Annotated in this window: 12 protein-coding genes; 6 read left to right on the forward strand and 6 right to left on the reverse strand. The window is 26.3% G+C overall.

Features of this window, described 5'->3' with window-relative positions:
* The 3 genes from AZI32_RS13560 to AZI32_RS13570 all read left to right on the forward strand — a co-directional run.
* Nucleotides 1-259 (forward strand): DnaD domain protein (locus tag AZI32_RS13560; RefSeq protein ID WP_157450921.1); only part of this gene is annotated, 259 nt, incomplete at its 5' end.
* A gap of 167 nt (nucleotides 260-426) precedes the next feature.
* Nucleotides 427-1,035, forward strand: coding sequence for a TetR/AcrR family transcriptional regulator (locus AZI32_RS13565; protein WP_061996341.1), 609 nt, complete (start codon nucleotides 427-429; stop codon nucleotides 1,033-1,035).
* Nucleotides 1,036-1,045: 10 nt separating this feature from the next.
* On the forward strand, nucleotides 1,046-2,314 hold the full coding sequence (locus AZI32_RS13570; protein ID WP_061996342.1) for a glycosyltransferase: 1,269 nt from the start codon (nucleotides 1,046-1,048) through the stop codon (nucleotides 2,312-2,314).
* A 217-nt stretch (nucleotides 2,315-2,531) separates the two neighbouring features.
* Here AZI32_RS13570 and AZI32_RS13575 read toward each other — a convergent pair whose 3' ends face one another.
* The 3 genes from AZI32_RS13575 to AZI32_RS13585 form a co-directional block, all read right to left on the reverse strand.
* The gene (locus tag AZI32_RS13575) at nucleotides 2,532-3,038 is read right to left on the reverse strand and encodes an AAA family ATPase (protein ID WP_061996343.1); all 507 of its coding nucleotides are present in this window, start codon (nucleotides 3,036-3,038) and stop codon (nucleotides 2,532-2,534) included.
* A 323-nt stretch (nucleotides 3,039-3,361) separates the two neighbouring features.
* On the reverse strand, nucleotides 3,362-4,345 hold the full coding sequence (locus tag AZI32_RS13580; RefSeq protein ID WP_061996344.1) for an Rpn family recombination-promoting nuclease/putative transposase: 984 nt from the start codon (nucleotides 4,343-4,345) through the stop codon (nucleotides 3,362-3,364).
* 379 nt (nucleotides 4,346-4,724) lie between these two features.
* A complete protein-coding gene (locus AZI32_RS13585) occupies nucleotides 4,725-6,083 on the reverse strand; it encodes an MATE family efflux transporter (protein ID WP_061996345.1) in 1,359 nt (452 codons plus the stop codon).
* Between the two features lie 287 nt (nucleotides 6,084-6,370).
* Here AZI32_RS13585 and AZI32_RS13590 point away from each other — a divergent pair, with 287 nt between their 5' ends.
* Genes AZI32_RS13590 through AZI32_RS13600 form a run of 3 tightly spaced genes read left to right on the forward strand, consistent with a single transcriptional unit; the run spans nucleotide 6,371 to nucleotide 8,953 of the window.
* The gene (locus tag AZI32_RS13590) at nucleotides 6,371-7,348 is read left to right on the forward strand and encodes an AraC family transcriptional regulator (RefSeq protein WP_061996346.1); all 978 of its coding nucleotides are present in this window, start codon (nucleotides 6,371-6,373) and stop codon (nucleotides 7,346-7,348) included.
* Nucleotides 7,349-7,404: 56 nt separating this feature from the next.
* A complete protein-coding gene (locus AZI32_RS13595) occupies nucleotides 7,405-8,166 on the forward strand; it encodes an alpha/beta fold hydrolase (RefSeq protein WP_061996347.1) in 762 nt (253 codons plus the stop codon).
* A gap of 13 nt (nucleotides 8,167-8,179) precedes the next feature.
* Nucleotides 8,180-8,953 carry a 4'-phosphopantetheinyl transferase superfamily protein gene (locus tag AZI32_RS13600; protein WP_061996348.1) on the forward strand — a complete coding sequence of 258 codons (774 nt, stop codon included), beginning with the start codon at nucleotides 8,180-8,182 and terminating at the stop codon, nucleotides 8,951-8,953.
* Nucleotides 8,954-9,068: 115 nt separating this feature from the next.
* On the opposite strand, the gene AZI32_RS13605 is transcribed toward AZI32_RS13600, so the two are convergent.
* Genes AZI32_RS13605 through AZI32_RS13615 form a run of 3 tightly spaced genes read right to left on the reverse strand, consistent with a single transcriptional unit; the run spans nucleotide 9,069 to nucleotide 16,842 of the window.
* Nucleotides 9,069-14,555 (reverse strand): non-ribosomal peptide synthetase, encoded by a 5,487-nt coding sequence (locus tag AZI32_RS13605; protein ID WP_061996349.1) that lies wholly within the window; start codon nucleotides 14,553-14,555, stop codon nucleotides 9,069-9,071.
* Nucleotides 14,556-14,595: 40 nt separating this feature from the next.
* A complete protein-coding gene (locus AZI32_RS13610; protein ID WP_061996350.1) occupies nucleotides 14,596-15,690 on the reverse strand; it encodes a Gfo/Idh/MocA family oxidoreductase in 1,095 nt (364 codons plus the stop codon).
* A gap of 27 nt (nucleotides 15,691-15,717) precedes the next feature.
* The gene (locus AZI32_RS13615; RefSeq protein WP_061996351.1) at nucleotides 15,718-16,842 is read right to left on the reverse strand and encodes a saccharopine dehydrogenase NADP-binding domain-containing protein; all 1,125 of its coding nucleotides are present in this window, start codon (nucleotides 16,840-16,842) and stop codon (nucleotides 15,718-15,720) included.
* Nucleotides 16,843-16,851 lie beyond the last annotated feature (9 nt).

A 16,851-nucleotide genomic window follows, 5' to 3' on the forward strand; every position in this document is an offset into this window, starting at 1 on the left:
TTTAACTTTAGATAGGCTTGTAGATGATAATGACACATTTACTGTTATAGATGCTATGGAAGAAGCAATTAGCAAAGGAAATGTTAGACTTTGCTATGTTGAAGGTATTCTTAAAAATTGGAAAATTAACGGTAAAAAGATAATGCAAAAGCAATATAAAAGCGCATCTTCTAACAACGATACATTTAATAATTTTCATCAAAGAAAATACGATTTTGATAAATTAGAGCAAGAACTTTTAGGCTATGATTTTTGTTAATACAGTAAATACTAAATAATAAAAACATAAATTTTCTTCACTTCGTTTATACTGAATATATGCTTCATTTATATAGATTTTTTCTAAGCATAGAGTCTTGAAAAATATAGTCAAAAGATTATAATCTAAGTTACTAACTAAATTGCTCAATTATAGAAAGGATAAATATGACTGAACTATTTAATAAATTAAATGAAGATAAAAGACTTGCTATTATAAATTCTGGCATTGAAGTTTTTAGTATTTATGGATTTCAAAAAGCATCTACAGATTTAATAGCTAATAAAGCAGGGATATCAAAGGGATTACTTTTTTACTATTTTAAAAATAAATTAAGTTATTTCACCTATTTATTTGAGTATTCTCATAAAATGATATCATCAACTATCGATATAGACATATGTAGAAAAACTGAAGACTTTTTTGAAGTTTTAGAATATATAATTGAACAAAAATATAAGGTTCTAGCAAAACACCCTCATATATTAAACTTTATTGTAGTTGCCTATTGCTCAAGTGACGAGAGAATAATAGATATAGTAAAAAATAAAGTTACTTCTTATGATAACTTTGATATTTATGAGTATCTAGAGAATATAGATAAAATTAAATTTAAAAATGAAGAAGATATATACAAAGTTATAGAAATGCTATCTCTAATGTTAGATGGATATTTACAAAACAAATTAAAAATGAATCAAAATATAGAAATTGATGAAATAATTAAAAAGTACAAACTTTGGACTTCTTTACTTAAAGAAGCTGTATATAAATAAGGAGGATAATATGAAAATTGCAATCTTTACATTAGGAAGTCGTGGTGATGTACAACCTTATGTAGCCCTTGGAGTTGAAGCCTTAAAACATAATCATGAAGTAATAATTTGTACTGGTGAAAGTTTTAAGTCATTTATTGAAGATAATAACATAAAATTTGCTAAAGCTGACTTGGACTTAATGTCCTTACTCCAAACAAAGGAAGGTCAAGATATATTTAACAATGGAAAAAAACATATACTAAAATCTTTGAAATACGCTAAAGAAAAAGTAAACCCAGCGTATAGAAAAACCATGACTCAATTCTACAAGTGTGCTAAAGATGCAGACATAATAATATATCATCCTAAATCTTTTGGTGCACAGGATATAGCTTTAAAGCTAAACATTCCTTGTATATGTATGTCACCTGTGCCTTTTATATATCCTATAGAGGAATTTCCCAATTTAGTAATATCCTCCCAAGGTAATCTAGGTAAAAAAATAAACAAGTTAACTTATATTCCTTTTAAATATGCTGATGCTTCCAATATAAAAGAAATAAATGATTTTAGAGAAAAGGTATTAAATATGCCTAAGCGTAAAAGCGGAATATATGCTTATAATATTAATAAAAAACCTATTCCAATTGTTTACCCTGTAAGTAAATATTTATTTGAAGATGTAAAGACTTGGTGTAATAAAGTATATTTGCCTGGATTTGTTTTCTTAGAAAATAAAGAAGAAAAACTAGATGAAAAAATCGATGAATTTATATCAAAAGGCAGTAAGCCAATAGTAATCTCCTTTAGTAGTATGCCTCTAAAAAAACCAGATAAATTTAAAAATACTTTACTTAAATCTTTATATAAAAGCAATAATAGAGCCATTATTTTAACCGGAATTAGTGGAATGAATTTTGAAGATACAGAGAATATATTGGCAGTCCCATATGCCCCACACAACTTGCTATTTCCATTATCAAAGGGAATAATGCATCATGGTGGAGTTGGAACTATGGCTAGTGCATTGAAGTCTGGTAAGCCACAGTTAATAATTCCCTTTTCTGTAGACCAACCATTTTGGGCACATAGATTATATTTGTTGGGATATACAATTAAACCTTTAAATGAAAATACTATTACTGTAAATTCATTAGCAAAATCTTTCATTGAAATGGATAACCCTAAGTATATCTCAAGTTCAATCAATATAAAGAAAAAATTAGATAGTGAAAATGGAAATGAAAACTTAATTAAATATATAGAGAACATCTATTTTGATTATAAAAATCACTAAAGTTAAACATATTATAATAAATAACTGTATCTTTGCAATTCAATTATTTTAGATATAAGATACAGTTTTATTTATTAAATTATATTTTATTCCTAATATTTCACAATTGAAAAGCAACTACTATATAAATCATAATATCTTTCACCATATATTTTCATATTTATTAGCATAACTAATTTGAACCTGCTTTCTTAAATAGTTACTTTCTTCTATATTATTAAATCATTTTTTTAAAGAATAACTCCACATCTTTAGGCCTTTTCAATACTACAACTTTATCTTTAAATTCTTTTTCTATATTTTTATAATGATTATGTTTTTCTTTAGTTCTACCCTCATGTAGAATCCACCAAATAAATTCTACATCAATTTTTTCTATACACCCTTCAGCCATATCTTTTCGGGTTTTATTTCGATTCTTAAAATATCTTTTTATAGCTCTATAAATACATATCCTACGCGGGAAATCTAAAAAAATAATTTTATCAGCTTGTTCTAATCGTTCTTTCTGAAAAAAATCATTATAGTTTCCATCAATTACCCATGACTCATTCTTCATAAATTCCCAAGTTATGAAACGGCATTCTTCTGTATCACGTTCAATCCAATTTGGTAAAAACTTAACTGTATCAAGAAATAAAAACGGTATATCATACTGTTCTGCAAGTTTTTGAGCAAGTGTTGATTTTCCACTGCCGCTATATCCAATTATTGCTATTCTCATAGAATACCTCTTTTCCTAATGAATTAATGATATATAAAATCTAATACATTTTCGATAAGTATGCCTGAAATTCCTTCATTAATTTTTAACACTATAATTTTTATGTTTATACTTTAAATCCTATATTTATAGGGAAACAAGCTCCAATTTAAATTTATTCAATAACTTTAAAATATTTTCATACAAAATACAATGTTGAATTTTAAGTGATTCGGAGCATGTCTCACTATTTGGGGTATCCAAGTTTTGGAATGGATAATTTTAAAAGTCAACTTGGAACACTATATTGGAATTCTATAATACTAAAAATTTTTATAAATAAATTAATTACTTTTTTCTAAATCTTTTATAATATTATTTATTTCCTCTATACTTAATTCTGTTGTCTCAATAATAATATCAATATCTATACCTTTTTTTAAAAGTTTTTTAGCTATTTCTCTTTTGCCTTCCTCTCTACCTTCTTCTCTACCTTCTTCTCTACCTTCTTCTCTACCTTCCTCTTTTCCAACTTGTTTATAATGTAGTTTTCTAATTTCTTCTATAGTCATTTTAAATGCACCTCCACTTTTCTTTTTATACTCATCAAACTTTTTTTCTAATTCATGGTTTTCAATTAAAAATAAGTATTCTAAAAAGTCTACTAATGCCTTTATTTGCTCATTATTTTTTACTTTATCATAGTTTTTTAATTCATCAGCTAAATTGATTTTTGCGTCGTATATTTCTTTATCAGTTACACCTGTTTCCAGTAAACTTTTTGCCATTTTAAAAACCAATTTTAATGGGTTATTTTCACTAATTTCCTCAAAATTTATTTTCTCTATATCTATAGTTCTAAAATTATATGTTAATATAACATTATCTATTTCTGGCAACTTATAAACATACCTTTTATCTTTTCCACGTTGCCCCTTGTAAGTATATATTGCTGCAGCTACTATTTGTGATTTATCTTTTTGTTTATATCTAAACTTATCCCATATTCTGTAAAAATATCTAAACATTCTTTCCCCAAAAACTTCATGGTCACTACTATAACTTTGTACTTCCACATGTATAAATAGTATTTTACTTCCTTCATTTTTTAACCTTACTTTTATTATCTTATCTGAAATTATTTTCTCGCTACTGTCTCTATCAAATATATCCTTTTGAATTTCTTGCAATTCTTTATCTAGTGACTCGGTTCCTAAATTCCAATTTATCTTATTAAATATCTCTGGGAAAAGTAGTTCTACTATTTCTGTTTCAAAAGCTTCTAATATAGACTTCCAAGCTGCATCAAAATCATGTTTTTTAGCCAATTTATTCACATCCTTTGTTTATCTAATTATATCATAATTTAATTATTTTCTTCATCTCTTTATTTCATAAATAATTATTGTATTACCTAATTTAGTTACACAATTTTATTGTAAAAGGTTTTAATAAAAATTTTATTAGTGAAAATAATGCTTTAATGTTATTAAAAGAAAAAAATATTATAAAGATAAAATATTGGAACAATGTAATAAAATAATAAATATTGATGATTTTAAAGTTAAATAAAATTCCCAGTTAAACTATATATTTTTCAATATATAATTTAACTGGGAATTTTTTCAGTAAACTTACTTTATGCTTTTTTAATCTATAATAAATCTTTTACATTCAAATTTAACTACAAACTTAATTTTATGCATATTACACTTTTACTTTCATTTCACTTGAGCTATCCATATTTTTATATTCCTTGAAAATTAAATATAACGCCATAATAAATACTGTTCCATCTACTAATGGTGTTGCAAGCCACACCCCATAATTTCCTATTATTTTAGGAAGTATTGTTATTGTCGGTATAAAAAGTATTACTTGTCTTAATAAAACCATAATACTAGCATTTTTCCCATTACCTATTGATTGAAAAAAAGTTATTCCCATAATTATTGTTCCCAACACGGGGAATACACTATACATAGTTCTAAAGCTAACTATTCCTGCCTTAACAGCTTCTACATCTGTTATAAATAATGCTAATACATTAGATGAAAAAATTTCAATAGGAATCCAAAATATTAATGCCAAAACTGTTGCTCCTATTATAAATATATTCGTAGATTTTTTTACCCTTGAAAATAATTTTGCTCCATAATTTGTACCTACTACTGGTTGTAACCCTTGACTCATTCCCCAAAGAGGAATAAAGGAAAATGCTTGTATTCTTAAAACTGCACCCATTAATATTAACTGACTTTCTCCACCATACTTTGATGCCATCCTATACATTAAAGTTTGTTGTAAAATACTCATTAGTTGCATCATCATAGCAGATAATCCTACTGAAAATATTTGAGGAAGAAGTAGTCTTTCAACTCTTATTTTATGGAATCTTACAGTTTTACTCTTCTTAATAAAATATATCATTGTTATTACAAATTGTACAAATTGAGAAGATATTGTAGCTACTGCTGCACCTTCAATTCCATATTCTCCAAAAGCTATAATTAAAATAGGATCTAAAATTATATTTAATATTGCTCCTATAGCCATAAAAATCATAGCTTTATTCATAAGTCCTTCACCACGCATTATCATATTAGCGCTTTGTGCAAAATTAACAAAAATTGAACCTAGAAAAACAATTCTAATATATCTTACTGCTAATTCTAATATTTCTCCTTTTGCTCCAGTTAAAAGCAACAACTTTCTAGCAAATATTATACCTAAAATCATAACAGCAAGTGAAAGTAATAAAACTAAAGATAGTAAATTTCCCATAATTTTATCTACAGTTTCTTGGTCATTTTTTCCTATAGCCCTAGCTAAAACCGAAGCAGATCCGATGCCTACTAAAGTAGCTATGGCACAGTTAATTAAAGTAAGTGGATATGCTACTGATACAGCTCCCATAGCATTTTTTCCTATTAATTGTCCAGCAAAAACTCCATCCATGAAAGAATATAAGCCTATTACAACCATACCTACTATTGCTGGAACACATAACTTAACCATTAATTTTTTAGGATCTTCATTTATTAATTCTTCTCTATTTTTACTCATAAATTTATCCCTCCATTAACCAATTAATTATTAATAAACATTAATAAATCTAAAACACATATTAATCCCCCCTTAAACTTTAATTGACTTAAATAGTAAAATAATGATATAATTACCTTATAATAATGATAATCATTATCATTATTATATTTCAATATATGCTATAAAATTTTTACTTATACACTTATATATAATTCTATTTAGAATCATTGTCAATTGATAATATAATAGTTGTCTATTAGCGAAAATTTAATGTCTTATTCTGATATTTAAAATGGGGGGTATTTATGAAAGATATTATAAAAGAAATGCATGAACCTTGTTTATTTAAATGTGGTTTTCGCCCTGCCAAATCTACTTTTAATTATAACAAAGAAGGCTTATGTTATTGTGTATCACCTAATAAAGGTAATGGATATTACTGGGTATATGCTAAGGAAAATCTATTTTCTATTTCTATACAGGACTATGTTCTTTATGATGATCTTTTTTTAGAGTATAAACAACCTACTTACATAGGAATAAATTATTATGATTCTATCTCAAAAAAAGAGCTTCAACCTTATAAACAATTTAATAAGAGTTGTATACGAGGACATATTTCCAACAACGATTTATATAGAGCAATTTACCATAGAAATATTCCAGTTCATTCAGTTGGTATAGAAATAATGCCTGAATTTTACGAAAATTATTTAGATATAAAATATCCTGGTGAATTTAAAAATCCTCAATTTGCATTTAACTCTATTAATGACATAGATGACTTTTCAGAACTTATATTTGTATTTAGACAAATACGGAATTTTCGTGGTACCGGTGCTGCTGCTAAGATGTATTACGAAAGCAAAGTTTTTGAAGCATTCTCTTTAATAATAGAGAAAAATAGAAATAGTAACTTTACTAAAAAAAAGATTTTAACTTCTCAGGATTCACATTTTCTTTCTTTAGTACATGATTATATTGAAGATAATTTTATATATGATATTAAGCTAGATACACTTGCTGGAGTTGCTCTTATGGGAAAAACTAAGCTTAAATACATTTTTAAAGAAGCATATAAATGTACAATTACTCAATATATACAAGATATGAGAATCAGCTATGCTGAATATCTTCTGGTAAATAGTAGTTTAACTATACGTGAAATTTCTAGAGCTGTTGGCTACAATCATGTTGGTTACTTTTCAGAGCTATTTAAACGTAAAACAGGTTTATTGCCAACTCAATATCGTAAACTAACTAAATGTAATATAGGCCTATAACTATAGCTTTCATTGACAAATGATTTAAAATGAATAACAAATTATGGGAGGTTATTATGGAATTCAAAACTAAAACTACATCTTGGTTGTTAACATATCCAAATCCTAATGATAAAATTCGTATTTTTTGCTTGCCTTGTGCTGGTAGTGGAGCATCTATATATGGTCAATGGCATAAATTCTTACCAAAAGATATAGGCGTATACCCTATTCAGTTACCTGGAAGAGAAAATAGAATCTGTGAAGATCCTATTCTTGATATGGATAGTTTAGTTAAATATATTACAAACTCTATATTGCCATATTTAGATAAACCTTTTTTGTTTTTTGGTCATAGTTTAGGTGCTAGAGTGGCTTTTGAAATTACTCATAACCTTAATTCTGTTTATAATAAAATACCAAACTGTTTGATTGTTTCAGGGAGTCGAGCTCCACACATCCCAGAGCCAAATCCTATTCATTTTTTACCTGATAATGAATTTTTAAATGCAATAGGAAAATTATCTGGTATTCCTAATATTATTTTTGAAAATAAAGAACTTATGAATTTATTTCTTCCTATATTAAGAGCTGATTACACAATAGATGAAACTTATGTATTTAAAGATAAATCTCCTTTGCCTTGTCCTATAATAGCTTTTGGAGGCGTATATGATACAGAAGCATCTGAAGATGAAATTCAAGACTGGTCAGCTTATACAAGTAATTTATTTTCTTATAGTATGATTGAAGGCGATCATTTCTTTTTCAAATCACATGTTGAGGAGCTTTTAAATAAAATCTCTAAAATCATTTCAAATTATAGGGTTCCAAGTTAACCTTAAAAATTAGATGATTAATAATTATTTTGATTTTTTTAATAAAAATGATAATAAATTTTTAAAGATAATAGTAAAAGATTTTGATACTATAAGTTTTAAGATTTCAAGTTTATTAGAACTAAATAAAAATGAAATTCATATTTGGCTAATTTATATTGACTTATATAAATCTAATACTTTATTTTTTGAAAATCTTCTTTGTAATGATGAAGTAAATAAAATGAATAGCTTTTATTTTGAAAAAGATAAAGAACGTTTTGCAATAACACATGGATTATTACGAATCTTGATAAGCAAATATTTAAACTTATCAAATAATAAAATTAAATTTGAAAAAGACCTATATGGAAAGCCAAAAGTAGTTATAGATGATAAAAATATTAATTTTAATATTTCTCATTCAAATAATTTAATTGCTTTTGCATTTTCAAATTCAGCAACTATTGGAATAGATGTTGAATATAATAAGAATATTAATGATTTTAATGATATAGTTACTAACTATTTTCATGAACTTGAAATTGAAAACTTTAATAAAGTTTCAAACTTAAAAAAACAGGATATTTTTTATAGATATTGGACCCAAAAAGAAGCTTTTCTTAAAGCTACTGGCGAAGGATTAAATAGATCACTGAGTTCATTTTATATACAAAATAAATTTGATAATTATTATAAAGTTAATGATGAAAATTATTCAGGATATATATGGAATATCATTTCATTTAATATCCTAGATAACTATACTGCATCTATTTGCTTTAAACATGATAAATTAGGTAAGTAATGATATTTAATAGATTAATACTTTGCCTATAATTCACAACATATTTCTGTAAAAATTTAAAGCTATCATTTATCTAAATTAAATTATTAGATAAATGATAGCTTTTATTATTTAACTAGTTAGTAATTATAGGAGATGCAATTAATTTAACTAGTTTTTTAACATAAGATTCATTATTTACACAAGAGAAATGATTTCCTTCAATTTCTATAACTTCTAAGTCGCCAATACATATATCTTCCCATAAATCTATAACTGATTCATTATCACCTACTAATATATTAGAAAATTCCTTGGCTTTAAAAAATCTAATGTCTCCTACATACGCTTCTGGAATATAATTAGCTGATTTTGAACTATGACAAAATACACTAAATAACTCTTCCAACATTTCTATTGGTATTTTATTTTCAATAGAGCTACTATATATTTTAAACCTTTGTTTTTTGCTTAAAGAGTCCATTTTTCTAAACATATCTCCAACTTTATTTAATGTTTCATTTCCACCTATTAAACAAGCTGAACCCTTAGAAATTTTCTCTTTATTTTCTTTTAGCAAATAATTTATTCCTTCAGATAAACTATTTATACCTACATTATTACAGCCAACTTGGTTTAAATTTATATTTAATGCTAATTGAAACATAGCTTCAAGAATTAAATCATCTTCAATATAAAATGTTCCTGGGAAGCTATCAATTAAAGCAACATCTATTACAGATATATTATTTTCTAATAAACGTCTTGCAACTTCAACTGCTATTAATCCCCCCATACTATGGCCTATTAGTTGAAACTTTTCATATCCTGTATCAATTAAAAGCTTTGAATAGTCATCTGCAAGAGCATTAATAAGATTTTTTTCATCTATTTGTCTATAAATTTTATCATCATTTACAGTAATACCTACAACGGTACCTAATCCTTGTTCTTTTAGATTTTCTAAAAGTAAACCAAATTCATTTATGCTTCCTAATCCGGCATGAAATACTACTCTTAACGGCTCTTTCTTTTCAGAATTAAATTTTGTTATTACTCCATTACTATTATTTTCTTGTTTTAAGGAAACCTGCTTATAATCATTATCATAGTTTCTTATAAATTTTGCACTAGATTTAATATTAGGTTCGTTGAGCATTTGCTTTAATAACACATCAAAGGGTATATCCTTTTTGAAAGGCTCTTTTGAAAGTTTGCTGCGTAATTTTGCAGCAACTTGAGCCATAATTAAAGAATCTGCACCACAATGATAAAAATCTTCTGTTTTATCAATACATGGAATACTTAATGCTTCTGTCCATAAATCAGTTAAGTAATTTTCTAGAAAATCTTTTTCTTCATTTTTAACTGTAATTATATCTTTATTTTCTATAACTTTCGGTCTCCATGTACTTAATTCTTTTTTATCAACCTTTCCATTAACAGTAAGAGCAATCTCGTCTACTATTTGTATATGAGAAGGTATCATGTAATCTGGAACTTGTTGTGATAAATAGTCTACAATTTCTTTTTCTTTAAGTAACTCTTTTTCTTCCTTTACACACATTGCAAAAACATTAATTCCAAAAGGAGCCAGTCTATGTTCTCTTTGTGGCAACATTAAAATTGGAGATTTACTATGTTGTTTCATAAGATTTAACCAACTATCTGCATTAAGATATGAACTCTTTACTCTAAGCTCATCACTAGGTTTTGTCATCATAAATGCTTGTGATATTAAAATCCAATTCTGTTCCTTAACTGGTTCTGAAAAAACCATCCAACCTTGTGGAGACAATAACTCTATTAGATTTTTAAAGGTTTTAGGTATATTCTTTGCATTTTCTATTACTTCTGCTCCAATAATTATGTCAAAACTATTTGGTGCAAATCCTTGAGTTCTATAATTATTATCTATATCGAATATGCCAAAGGTTACACCTTTATATTTTTCAAATCGACTTTTTGCACTAGGTATAAAAAACTTTGTATTATCCGTAAATAAATATTCTATTTCTTCTTCGTTAAGAGCATTTAATACTTGCTCAGTAGTTGCTCCTGTCCCTGCTCCTATTTCTAAAATTCTTAATGGTTTTTTAGGATGATTTTCAGCTATTCTTTTTATTAAAGTAGCTATACAATTATTTAAATATCTAGAAATTATATAATCAAAATATAAAGACTGTACATAATCCATTTTACCTTCTGGATAAAGTAATGAAACTGGATCTTGCTCTTTAGATAATAACTGTGGCAACTTTTCAAAACATCCACGTAAATAGTTTATAAATCCCTTAGTGCCACTTATTTTTTCCCATACTTGTTCTAAAGTATCCCACTGTTTTTCTATCTCATCTTTAGTTATATGTTTACTACATACATAATTGTTATTATCATCTGTTAATAAAACTTTATCTTCTTTTAATTTTGATAACCAACGAATTACAATCCAATGAAAATCATCACTAATTTTTTCACAATTAGTTATATCTTCAATATTTATTTTTTCTCCATTCTTTAACAGTCCGATTTTTTGAAGTGAATATAACATAGAGTTTAGTACTACTTTATCAAGACAGTTTACTGCATTTTTTATGCTATCACTATCTATATCTTCAATGACTGAATCAGAACTTTCATGAATTCCATCATATAGTTTATACAAATTAGAACTAATTTCTTTTTTATCTATATTCCTACTGTTAGCAAGTTTAACAACACCTAATAAAGATTTTTCCTCATTTATTTTATCTACTAAAACATTTGCCATAGCAATAGACGGATGTTTAATTAATGCACTTTCAATTTCTCCTAGTTCAATTCTATGTCCTTTTATTTTTACTTGATTATCTATTCTTCCTAAGAATTCAATATTACCATCAGGGTGATAACATCCTAAATCACCGGTTTTATACATTCTCATTTTATCTGATGGATGGGTAACAAACTGTTTAAATGTACTTCCCTCATCATTTAAGTACCCATATGCTAGACCATCACCTAAGATATACAATTCTCCTTCACACCACACTGGACAATCATTCATTTTACAATCTAAAATACGGAACTGTTGATTAGATAAAGGTTTTCCATAAGGTATGCTTTTATATTCATCATTATATCCTTCATAAATATGATAAATAGACCATATTGCTGCTTCTGTAGCTCCACCTAAACTAACAACCATGCTATTAGGTAAATAGTTATTTATCATATTAGGCAATTTTAAAGGAATCCAATCACCTGAAAGTAATGTTAAACGTAGTGTAGAAATATTGATATTTGAATTATAACTTAGATAAGATATTAAAATTTCCATCATTGCCGGAACTGTATTCCATATTGTTACTTCATGTTTTATCATTAACTCAGACCAATGAGATGGATCTGTTAACCTATCATTATCTGGATATATTAAAGTTCCACCTACGGAAAGTAGTCCAAAAATATCATAAACTGATAAATCAAAGCTTAATTTAGCAAGTCCAATAACCGTATCAGTATATTTAACATCAAACTTTGTATTAATATCATCAATTGTATTTATAGCAGCTTTATGGCTTATAATTACACCTTTAGGCTCTCCAGTAGAACCAGATGTGAAAATTACATATGCCGGAAGCTCTGGATTCCCTAATTGAGGGATTAAATCATAATCATTAGAATATATTAATTTATCAACTTCTATTACATTTAAACTTTCATCCCAAGTTCTTTTTACTGATGAAGTTGTTATAATATATTTTATATTTGCTTTTTCAATTATATTTTGTAAACGTTTATATGGCTGTTTTACATCTATTGGAACATACACTCCCCCAATAGCTAATACTCCTAATACAGAGGATACTTGGTGTACAGATTTATCCATAATTATTGCAACTTTGTCTTGAGGTGTACAACCTAATTCTTTTAATTTGCTACCAATATTTAAACTTCTAAAAACTAATTCACTATAACTAAGTTGCTCTTTTGAGTCAATAACTGCAATTTTTTCAGGATATTTTATAGCATTTTTAAAAATATCATAATGCAATAATTTAGTCTCCATATTTAACTTTGTATCATTCACTTTCTTTAAAATTTCTTCCTGCCAAGAAGGAAGTTTTAAAATTTCTTTTTCATCCCATAGCTTTTCATTTTCTGATAAAACATTTAAAAGTTTTTTAAATGTTTTAAACATATCGTCTATCATAAGCTTAGGAAATACACCTTCTCTAACATCCCAATTTATATCTAATCCCATTTCATTATCCATTGCTTGACAATCTATAAATACTTGTGGAGTTTGGCTTATTCCATGTTCACCTATTTGTCCTTTCATTTTGCCTTTTTCAATTTGTTTTGTAAGACCAATTGCGCTAGTAAATACTATTGGCATTAAAGCATTTTCTCTACCTTTTCTACGAGATGTTTCTCTTAATACCTCTACGCCAGAAAATAAACGGTGATCTAAATCATCTAATAATTGGTTCTGTATTGATTTTGCATATTCTTTAAAAGAATAATCATTTTCCATATTAATTTCTAGTAGATTTACTGATGTAAAATCTCCAATAATCTCGTTTACTTGTTGGTGCAATGGTTGGCGATTCAGCAATGTAAGATTCAATAAAAACTTTTTATTACTACTCCACTTTTCTATTACCTTTGCATATGCAGTCATTACTATAGTAGATGGTGTTAATCCAAAATTTTTAGTATGATTTTTGATTTTTGTCCATTTTTCATTATCAAGATGTAATGAATAACGTTTAAAATTAACTGCTTTATTATCTTCTGCTTTTTTATTATTTAAAGGTAATTTAGGTGCTAATGGTAAACTATCTATTCTATCCATCCAATATTTTTTATCACTTAAATATTCGGGACTTTTCTTTAAATTATGTTCCTTTATCATATAATCTTTAAATGTTATTTTTAGTTCTGGCAAAGAAATATTAGGATTTTCATATATTTTTTCAAATTCTGATATTAGTAAAAGAATGCTTGTCCAATCCGCAATTAGAAAATCCATAGAAAAATGTAAAATTGAATTATTCTTCATTTTAGTTATTCCTACATCAAATAATGGCCAATTTTCAGCATTATATATTCTATGTCCCATTTCTTCTCTTATAGAGTTAAGCTTTAATTTATTACATGAAACATCACCTTCAGACAAGTCCATATAGTTTATTTTAAATCTAGGAACAGTTTCTAATATTCTTTGATTACCTTTTTTATCAAATACTGCTCTCAACATATTATGTCTTAAAATAAGTTTATTCCATACTTCTTCTGCCATTTCATGCTCTAAATCTGAATAATTTAACTCCATATAAATATGACAAGCAACACTACCATATTCAAAAAGTTCTTCTCTTCCTAACAAATATGCAGATTGCACGTCTGATAAAGGAAATGGTATAAATTGTGATTCTGAATCTATTTCTGTTTTACCCTCCCTCTCTTGATTTGCTAATATATTTATTATATTATTTTTATAAAATTTTAGTTTTTCTAAATTACTGCTAGATAATACTCCTTTAGGTGCTCTATAGCGTAAGGCTCCATCCTCTTGCCATAATGTTACACCTATATTATTTAAATATTTCAAAAGTTTTTCAGCTTCATTTTCCACTCAAATGCAACTCCTTTCAAATGCTCGATCTAAATATTTTTTAATCATTTATTATAATTTGTTGTAGATTATTTATAGATATATGTTTATAATCATCATTGTTTTTTATAGAAGGGTATCCTAATTTTTTAGTTATTTCATGCCAATACTTAGAACATAAAAGATTCTGTTGTCCATTTTTGTTTAACACTTCTTTTTTAATGTCTTTTAAAATCATATCTTTTATGAATATTAAATCTTTACCTATTGATACTGGCCACTCTTTTGTAAGTATATCTTTAAAAGAGTTTTCTGTTATTCCACCAAGTATTTCAGAACTATTATCAATTAAATTCAAAGGACACTTATCTTTAAACTTATTTGGAATTCCATTAACTTCAGGCACATATAAACAAGGTGACCAAACTATAAAACCATGAGTTTCTATTAAAGATATTCTTCCTCCTTCAAATCCAATATTTATTTCATGTAACAAAGGTAAACAGTTATCTGGATTTTCTGGATCCAATCTATTGTCCGCTTTTATTAAAATAGGAATATCTCCAATTTTTCCAGTAAGTATTTTTAATATCCCAACTTTTTCAATATTATCGTTAATTTTTAAAGGTCTGGTTGATGATAATATTTTCAGTAAAATATGAACTAATGGAAAAGATACTTGAGTTGTACATGATAAATCTATATATAATCCTTTTTGCTCTTTTAATATTGCCTTAGAATATAAGCTAAATTTTTTCACTGATGGAAGATTTACATATAAATCACCTATATGGAAACAAACATTATTTTTTCTAGCAACTTTCATGCATTTTGTTATATCATTATAATGAATAGGTTGCTCTAAAATTACATTTATTCCTTTAGATAAAAACTCTAATGTTAAATCTGTACCATTGCCACCGATGACACCAGATTTTACTACAACACAAGCTAAATCTATATCCGTTGGTAACTCTTTAATATCTGTATATAATTTAATCCCATATTCTTTTGCACAGCTTATTGAACGTTCACTTCCTTTAGCTAATAATCCAACTATTTCAAAATCTTCTTTTAACAAATTTAAAGCCTCTATATAAAATTGTCCAAATCTTGAACCACAAACTATAGTTTTTAGTCTTTTTTTTAACTTCATTTTTTTATCCTTTCATTTTTTAATGATTTAAATCATACCTTCTTCAATGTTTAGAATTTCAGTTTTTATTATTATAGATTGGTCTACTAACCTATTAATAAAATTTTTTAAATTTATTACTTGTGACGGGTAGTAAGTTCCTACAATATTAGATTTATTAGAAATAATATTATCTGCAACATTAGCTGCAACTACTCCAGATAATTTATTTCCATCATATTTGCACAAAAGCTTAGATATAACTTCAATATAACAATTATCCTTATAACCGTTAGCTTGAATATCCATTGACACGAATTCATCTTTTTTTATTGATTTTAAATTGTGTTTCATCAATAGTCTAGCAGATTGTTTTTTTTGCTTTTCTGTTTCATATTGTTTTAATGCTTTAATGATTACATAATCATTTAATATTGATTTATCTTCATAAACATTATAGAAATATGCATTTTTAATTTTTTGTTGTCTTACCATTTCAATAAATTCTGTATTCAACACTGGGTATACATCAAAACTTTTTTCTAATCCATAATCCTTATAATTTTGATTTCTTCTATTTTCTAGTTTTACTGAAATACCATCTCTACAATACATCATGCCTTGTCCACTATTTTCTTCAATGCCACATACAAAATCGTATGCAGCATTGAATGACATTTCTCCCTTGTGATTAAAATAAATTTCTAATTTATCTACTTTATCAAAAATACTTTCAGATATATAAGCAGGATAAATTTCAGATAATCCTGGGTATATTCCAGCTGAAATAATAAATAATAGTTTCTTTTTTATGATTTCACTCTGTTTTTCTTTAAGATAATCATATAAAGCTTTATTACCTGAAACATCTAAATAATTAACATTTTTTTTAATACATGATTTTGCTACTTTAATACTTATTAAATTAGACGGTCCTGCACAATTAACTACTAAATCACATCTATCACAAAAATTATCAACTAAATCTTCATTATTAATTTCTACCTTCATATATTGATCTTCACTAATCATATCTTTATATAAACTTTTAATTTTCTCTAAATTTCTATATCCAAGTAAAACATCATATTTATTTAATTTTAAAATAGTTTTAACAGCACCTATACCAACTACTCCTGTAGCTCCTAAAATTCCAATAATTTTCTTATCCAATCTATTATC

It is taken from the genome of Clostridium sp. ATCC 25772 (assembly GCF_001573875.1).
GTDB classification, from domain to species: Bacteria; Bacillota; Clostridia; order Clostridiales; family Clostridiaceae; genus Clostridium_J; species Clostridium_J senegalense.

Bases quoted from the DNA above. Each gene is read 5' to 3' on its own strand.
- AZI32_RS13565 (WP_061996341.1), top strand. From the start codon at position 427: ATGACTGAACTATTTAATAAATTAAATGAAGATAAAAGACTTGCTATT.
- AZI32_RS13570 (WP_061996342.1), top strand. From the start codon at position 1,046: ATGAAAATTGCAATCTTTACATTAGGAAGTCGTGGTGATGTACAACCT.
- AZI32_RS13575 (WP_061996343.1), bottom strand. From the start codon at position 3,038: ATGAGAATAGCAATAATTGGATATAGCGGCAGTGGAAAATCAACACTT.
- AZI32_RS13585 (WP_061996345.1), bottom strand. From the start codon at position 6,083: ATGAGTAAAAATAGAGAAGAATTAATAAATGAAGATCCTAAAAAATTA.
- AZI32_RS13590 (WP_061996346.1), top strand. From the start codon at position 6,371: ATGAAAGATATTATAAAAGAAATGCATGAACCTTGTTTATTTAAATGT.
- AZI32_RS13595 (WP_061996347.1), top strand. From the start codon at position 7,405: ATGGAATTCAAAACTAAAACTACATCTTGGTTGTTAACATATCCAAAT.
- AZI32_RS13600 (WP_061996348.1), top strand. From the start codon at position 8,180: ATGATTAATAATTATTTTGATTTTTTTAATAAAAATGATAATAAATTT.
- AZI32_RS13610 (WP_061996350.1), bottom strand. From the start codon at position 15,690: ATGAAGTTAAAAAAAAGACTAAAAACTATAGTTTGTGGTTCAAGATTT.